The organism is Thiocapsa sp., assembly GCF_011390875.1.
Lineage (GTDB): Bacteria > Pseudomonadota > Gammaproteobacteria > Chromatiales > Chromatiaceae > Thiocapsa.
The window spans coordinates 1-262 of the sequence record NZ_JAABRP010000142.1; the positions used below are offsets into that span (position 1 = coordinate 1).

General features: G+C 64.9%; 1 protein-coding gene. It reads left to right on the plus strand.

Annotation, left to right across the window (positions count from 1 at the left end; all coding sequences use genetic code 11):
• The first annotated feature begins 90 nt into the window (after nt 1-90).
• On the plus strand, nt 91-231 hold the full coding sequence (locus GPT33_RS12400; RefSeq protein ID WP_296809388.1) for a hypothetical protein: 141 nt from the start codon (nt 91-93) through the stop codon (nt 229-231).
• Nucleotides 232-262 lie beyond the last annotated feature (31 nt).

Below are 262 nucleotides of genomic sequence, written 5' to 3' on the forward strand. Positions count from 1 at the left end.
TCATCGAGGGCACGTCCCTGCACTCCTGCGGAGGGACCTACTATCAGCCCTACGGCGGACGTTACGCGGTGGTGTACGTCGATTGATCGAATGGTCTTCGACCCGATCCATACGCAGGTCCTCATCGATCGCTACGGCGGCTGCTTGCTGTTCATGCCGCCGCTGGGCTTCACTACGCCCTTCGCGCTCCCGGCGGGCCTTGCCACCGCGGCCGGGGAGCGTCATGAGTGAATTTCAGACGGCCGTCGCGCGCGTCTCTCCG